The organism is Caballeronia sp. EK, assembly GCF_014384845.1.
GTDB lineage: Bacteria > Pseudomonadota > Gammaproteobacteria > Burkholderiales > Burkholderiaceae > Caballeronia > Caballeronia jiangsuensis.
The window spans coordinates 315196-321526 of record NZ_JACSUE010000009.1 but is presented as its reverse complement, the minus strand read 5'-3'; the positions used below and the strand labels follow the sequence as shown (position 1 = coordinate 321526).

At 64.8% G+C, this 6331-nt stretch carries 3 protein-coding genes; all 3 read right to left on the bottom strand.

Features of this window, described 5'->3' with window-relative positions; translation table 11 throughout:
• Nucleotides 1-172 precede the first annotated feature (172 nt).
• From IAG25_RS27380 to IAG25_RS27370, 3 genes are read right to left on the bottom strand one after another with little or no spacing between them, the layout of a single operon-like run.
• Nucleotides 173-1702: an efflux transporter outer membrane subunit gene (locus IAG25_RS27380; RefSeq protein WP_187607610.1), complete on the bottom strand. Its 1530-nt coding sequence runs from the start codon at nucleotides 1700-1702 to the stop codon at nucleotides 173-175.
• Between the two features lie 14 nt (nucleotides 1703-1716).
• Nucleotides 1717-4890 (bottom strand): efflux RND transporter permease subunit, encoded by a 3174-nt coding sequence (locus IAG25_RS27375; RefSeq protein ID WP_187607609.1) that lies wholly within the window; start codon nucleotides 4888-4890, stop codon nucleotides 1717-1719.
• Between the two features lie 15 nt (nucleotides 4891-4905).
• Nucleotides 4906-6174, bottom strand: coding sequence for an efflux RND transporter periplasmic adaptor subunit (locus tag IAG25_RS27370; RefSeq protein WP_187607608.1), 1269 nt, complete (start codon nucleotides 6172-6174; stop codon nucleotides 4906-4908).
• Nucleotides 6175-6331 lie beyond the last annotated feature (157 nt).

Sequence of the window (6331 nt, the reverse complement as noted above, 5' to 3'; positions counted from 1 at the left end):
GCTACACGCTTCCTTCAGACCCCGCCTCACGACGACGCCCTTGCGTTTCGCTAGTCCTTCACCACCATCAGGTTGGACAGGGGACTCGCACCCCCAAGCTGTTGTGCATGCTCGGCGCACCAAGAAAAAGCCCGGCGCGCGGCCGGGCTTCGTTTCAATCACGTCGGGCGGATCAACTCGCCGCAGGCGCCGAGGCCGGCTGCGGCGGCGCGCTCTGCGAGCCGTAGTCGACGGGCGCATCGGCGGGGCGCGGCGCTTCGCCGGCACGCTCGATCCATCCGCCGCCCATGAACTGATACAGATCGACGAGGTTGGTGAGGCGATTCAGCCGCGCCGTGATCAGCAACTGCTGCGCTTCGTACAGCGCCGTCTGCGCGGTCAGCACCGCGAGATAGCTGTCGACGCCATTGCGATAGCGCAGGTCCGACAACTCCAGACGCCGGCTCTGCGAATTCACGAAGCGTTCGAGCGACTTGATCTGCTCGTCGAACGTGCCGCGCGCCGCGAGGCCGTCCGCGACTTCGCGGAACGCGGTCTGGATCGCCTTCTCGTAGTTGGCGATCTCGATGCGCTTCTGCACGTTCGCGAGATCGAGGTTGGCCTTGTTCTGGCCGCCCTCGAAGATCGGCACCGTGATCTGCGGCGCGAACGACCACGCAGCCGAACCGGGCTTGAACAGACCGCCGAGCGTCGGCGACAGCGTGCCGAAGCTGCCCGTCAGCGAAACGCGCGGGAAGAACGCCGCACGCGCCGCACCGATGTTCGCGTTGGCCGCGAGTAGCGACTGCTCCGCCGCCGCGATGTCGGGACGGCGTGTCAGGAGATCGGACGGCAGGCCCGCCGGAATGTCCGACAGCAGATTCTGCGTGTCGAGCGGCATGCCGGGCGGCAGGTCCGCGGGCAACGGTTCGCCCACGAGCAGCACCAGCGCGTTTTCCGCCTGCGCGCGCAGACGCGACTGCGTTTGCAGATTCGCCTGCGCCTCTTCGACGACGCCTTCCGACTGGCGCAAGTCCAGTTCGGTGCCCGTGCCGTTGTCGTACTGCAGCTTCGTGATGCGGAACGACTCCTGCGCCGTCTTCAGCGTGTTCAGCGTGACGGTGAGCTGATCGTCGTAAGCGATCATCGTCAGATACTGATCCGCCACCGACGACACCAGCGCGATCTCCGCCGCCTTGCGCGATTCGGCAGTCGACAGATATTGCGCGAGCGCCTGATCCTTCAGGCTGCGGATGCGCCCGAAGAAGTCGATTTCCCACGACGCGTTCAGGCCGACCGAATACGTGTTCGAGATCGTCTGGTCGAAGAACGACAGATTGCGCGGCGTGCGCTGCTTGCTCTGCGACGCGGCTGCGTCGAGCGTCGGGAACAGGCCGGCGCGCGTGATCTGATACTGCGCGCGCGCCGCCTCGACGTTGAGCACCGAGACGCGCAAGTCGCGATTGTTCTTCAGCGCGAGCTCGACGATCTTCTGCAGACGCGCATCGGCGAAGAAATCGCGCCAGCCGATCTCCGGCGCGCTCTGCCCGTTCGCGCTGCGGCCATTGCTCGCCGACGACGACGCGTCCGGCTGGTGCGCGTACACGCCGCCTTCCGGAAACGTCTGCGTGACGGGCGCCGCCGGCTGCTCGTATTTCGGCTGGAGCGTGCAACCCGCGGCGAATACCGCTACGGCGGCCGCGATCAAGGAATGTTTAAGCATTTCTATGTCCTTCCTTATCGGGAGCCATTCTGCGAGCCGCCATGCGGACCTTCGATATCGCCCGATGTACCCGGCGACGGCACGTCCTTGCTCTTGCTGAATTTCGAGATCACGACGAAGAACATCGGGATCATGAAAATGGCAAGGAAGGTCGCGGTCAGCATGCCGCCGATCACGCCGGTGCCGATCGCGTGCTGGCTCGCCGAGCCCGCGCCGTTACTGATCGCGAGCGGCATCACGCCGAGAATGAACGCGAGCGACGTCATCAGGATCGGGCGCAACCGCAGGCGCGCCGCTTCCATCGCCGCTTCCACGGTCGACATGCCCTGGATGCGCAACTCGCGCGCGAATTCCACGATCAGAATCGCGTTTTTCGCCGACAGGCCCACCGTCGTCAACAGGCCGACCTGGAAGAACACGTCGTTTTCCAGACCGCGAAGCGTGGCGGCGAGCAGCGCCCCGAGCACGCCGAGCGGCACGACCATGATGACCGAGAACGGAATCGACCAGCTTTCGTACAGCGCCGCGAGACACAGGAACACGACGAGGATCGAGATGCCGTACAGGATCGGCGCCTGCGAACCCGACTGGCGTTCCTGATACGACAGACCCGTCCACTCGTAGCCGATGCCCGCCGGCAGCTTCGCCGCGATCGCTTCCATCGCCGTCATCGCCTGGCCGGTCGATTTGCCGGGTGCTGCCGCGCCCTGGATTTCCACCGCCGAGATGCCGTTGTAACGCTCGAGCTTCGGCGACCCGAAAGTCCAGTTGCCGGTCGCGAACGCGCCGAACGGCACCATCGTTCCGGCGCCATTGCGCACGTACCACTTGTTGATGTCTTCCGGATTCATGCGGAACGGACCGTCGCCCTGCACATAGACCTTCTTGATCCGGTTATCGACGTCGAGGAAGTTGTTCACGTACTGCGACGCCCAGGCGATCGAGAACGTCTGGTCGATGTCCGAAATCGCGACGCCGAGCGCGTTGGCCTTCTCGCGGTCGATGTTCACCTTGAACTGCGGCGTGTCGTTCAGGCCGTTCGGGCGCACCTGCGCGAGCGTCGCGTCCTTCGACGCCATGCCGAGCAGCATGTTGCGCGCTTCCATCAGCTTCGCGTGGCCGAGGCCCCCGCGATCCTGCAGCTCGAAGTCGAAGCCCGCCGCGGTGCCGAGTTCGGGAATCGAAGGCGGATTGACCGGGAAGATCATCGCGTCCTTGTAGGGCGCGAAGTGCATGAACATCCGCCCGACGAGCGCCTGCACCTTCTGGTCGCTGTGCTGCCGGTCCGCATATTCCTTCATCCGCACGAACACGAGACCGGAGTTCTGGCCGCGGCCCGCGAACGAGAAGCCGTTCACCGTGAACACCGATTCGACGATCGCCTTCTCGTCCTTCAGCAGATACTCCTGCACGTCCTTCAGCACATGCGCCGTGTATTCCTGCGTGGAACCGGCCGGCGCCTGCACGAGCACGAACATCGTGCCCTGGTCTTCGTCAGGCAGGAACGACTTCGGCAGACGAAGGAACAGCATGCCCACCGCGACGATCACCACGATATAGATGATCAGCCAGCGGCCCGAGCGCCGGATCACGTGCTGCACGCCGCTGTGGTACTTCGCCTGGCTCTTGTTGAAGGTGCGGTTGAACCAGCCGAAGAAGCCCTTCTTTTCGGGCTGATGCCCTTCCGGATGCGGCTTCAGGATCGTCGCGCACAGCGCCGGCGTGAGAATCAACGCGACCATCACGGACAGCACCATCGCCGCGACGATGGTCAGCGAGAATTGCCGGTAAATGGCGCCGACCGAGCCGCCCGAGAACGCCACCGGCACGAACACCGCCGACAGCACGAGCGCCACGCCGATCAGCGCGCCGGTGATCTGGTCCATCGCCTTGCGGGTCGCCTCGCGCGGCGATAAATGCTCTTCGGACATCACCCGCTCGACGTTTTCCACGACCACGATCGCATCGTCCACGAGCAGACCGATCGCCAGCACGAGGCCGAACATCGACAGCACGTTGATCGAGAAGCCCACCGCCGACATGATCGCGAACGTGCCGAGCAGAACGACCGGCACCGCGATCGTCGGGATGATCGTTGCCCGCAGGTTCTGCAGGAACAGATACATCACGAGGAACACGAGCACGATACCTTCGATCAGCGTCTTGACCACTTCCTCGATCGACAGGCGCACGAACGGCGTCGTGTCATACGGATACTTCACGACGAGGCCGTGCGGGAAGTACTTCGAGAGGTCGTCGATCTTGGCCCGGACCGCCTTCGCCGTGGCGAGCGCGTTCGCGCCCGTCGCGAGCTGGATACCGAAGCCCGCCGTCGGCTGCCCGTTGTACTTCGTGTCGAAGTTGTAGTTTTCGCCGCCGAGGTCGATCTTCGCGACATCCTTCAGGCGCACTTGCGAGCCGTCCTGATTCACCTTCAGCAGGATGTTGCCGAACTGCTCGGGCGTGCGCAGCAGCGTCGCTTCGGTGATGGTCGCCTGCAGCATCTGCCCCGCCACCGCCGGCGTGCCGCCGAGACCGCCCGCCGCCACCTGCACGTTCTGATTGTTGATGGCGTTCTTCACGTCCACGGGCGTGAGCGCGTAGTTCGTGAGCTTGGTCGCATCGAGCCAGACGCGCATCGCGTACTGCGAGCCGAACAGTGTCGTCGTACCGACACCGTCGATACGCGAGAGCGGATCCGCCACGTTCGACGCCACGTAGTTCGCGAGGTCGTACTTGCTCATGCTGCCGTCTTCGGACACGAACGCGAGCACGAGCAGGAAGCTCGAACTCGATTTCGTGACCTTCGTGCCGAGCTGCTGCACGACTTGCGGCAAGAGCGGCGTGGCGAGCTGCAGCTTGTTCTGCACCTGCACCTGCGCGATGTCGGGGTTCGTGCCCGCCGCGAACGTCAGCGTGACGGTCGCCGTGCCCGAGTCATCCGATGTCGACGACAGATACAGCAAGTGATCGAGACCGGTCATCTGCTGCTCGATCACCTGCGTCACCGTGTTTTCGACGGTGCTCGCGGATGCGCCCGGATACGTCGCGCTGATCTGGATCGCAGGCGGCGCGATCGTCGGATACTGGGCGACCGGCAGCGTGAAGATCGACGCCATCCCCGCCAGCATCAGGATGATCGCAATCACCCACGCGAAGATCGGTCGATCGATAAAAAACTTTGCCATGTAACAGGCTCCCTTTTATTGCGCGCCCGAAGCGGCCGATGCAGCCTGCGCACCACTCGCGCCGCTTGCGTTCGCCGGAGCGGCGGCGGCGCCCTGCGCGCCCGATGCGCCCGGCGCCTGCGCTGCCTGTGCGTCCGACGCCGGATACGGGAATTTCGCGTCGACCGGCTTCACCTGCATGCCGGGCTTCGCCTTTTCCACGCCGTTCACGATCACCCGATCGCCCGGGTTCAGGCCGCTGTCGACCACCCAGTTGTTGCCGTAGGTGGCGCTCGTGACGAGCTGGCGCAGTTCGACCTTGCCGTCCTTGTTGACGACGAGCGCGGTCGGCGTGCCCTTCTGGTCATGCGTGACGCCGATCTGCGGCACGACGAGCGCGTGATCGTTCACGCCTTCCTGAATGCGCGCGCGCACGAACATGCCCGGAAGGAGCACGCGGTCCTTGTTCTGGAAGATCGCGCGCACGGTCACGGAGCCGGTGCTCTGGTCGACGCTCACGTCGGAGAACTGCAGCTTGCCCTGCTCGGTGTAGGTGCGGCCGTCTTCGAGCACGAGCGTGACCTTCGCGGCGTGGATGCCTTCGGTCTGCAGGCGGCCTTCCTGGATCTGCCTGCGCAGTTGCAGGCCCTCGACGCTCGATTGCGTCAGGTCGACGTAGATCGGATCGAGCTGCTGCACGGTGGTCAAGAGCGTCGCGGCGCTCGCCTGCACATACGCGCCCGGCGTGACCTGCGAAAGGCCGGTGCGGCCGGTGATCGGCGAGACGACATCGGTGTAGCCGAGGTTGATCTGCGCGGTATCGACCGATGCCTTGCCCGCGGCGACATCCGCCACGGCCTGGCCTTGCGAGGCCACGGCGTTGTCGTAGTCCTGCTTCGACACCGCGTTGGCCGCGACGAGGATCTTGTAGCGCGACACGAGCGCGTTCTGCGACGCGACGTTCGCCTGCGCCTTCGCCAGCGTCGCCTTCGCGTTGTTCAGCGCGGCGATGTACGGCGCCGGATCGATCTTGTAGAGCCGCTGGCCGGCCTTGACCTCGGAGCCTTCCGTGAATTCACGGCGCAGCACGATGCCATCGACCCGGGCGCGCACTTGCGCGACGAGGTAGGCGTTGGTGCGGCCCGGCAAATCGACGACGACCGGCACGCTCGTCGGCTGCACGGTGACGGTGCCCACTTCGGGCGTTTGCGGCGGAGGCGCTGATTGTTTTTGCCCGCACGCTGCCAGGAACACGGCAGCCGTCGCGGCGGTGAGTAAGCGGAGTGGAATCCGTTCGACGCGCATGGAGCGACCTCTGTCTAAGACTGAGAGTGAAGTAAGTGCGCGGCGGCCTTCCCCGGGCAATGCCGCGCACGAGCGTCCTTCAAGACGCTTCCAATAAACAAAACTTATCCGACGATTGAGCGGCGACGCCGGCCAGCGGCCGGCATTTCATGCACGT

Excerpts from the sequence above, each read along its gene's own strand:
- IAG25_RS27380 (WP_187607610.1), bottom strand. The coding sequence starts at position 1,702 with ATGCTTAAACATTCCTTGATCGCGGCCGCCGTAGCGGTATTCGCCGCG.
- IAG25_RS27375 (WP_187607609.1), bottom strand. The coding sequence starts at position 4,890 with ATGGCAAAGTTTTTTATCGATCGACCGATCTTCGCGTGGGTGATTGCG.
- IAG25_RS27370 (WP_187607608.1), bottom strand. The coding sequence starts at position 6,174 with ATGCGCGTCGAACGGATTCCACTCCGCTTACTCACCGCCGCGACGGCT.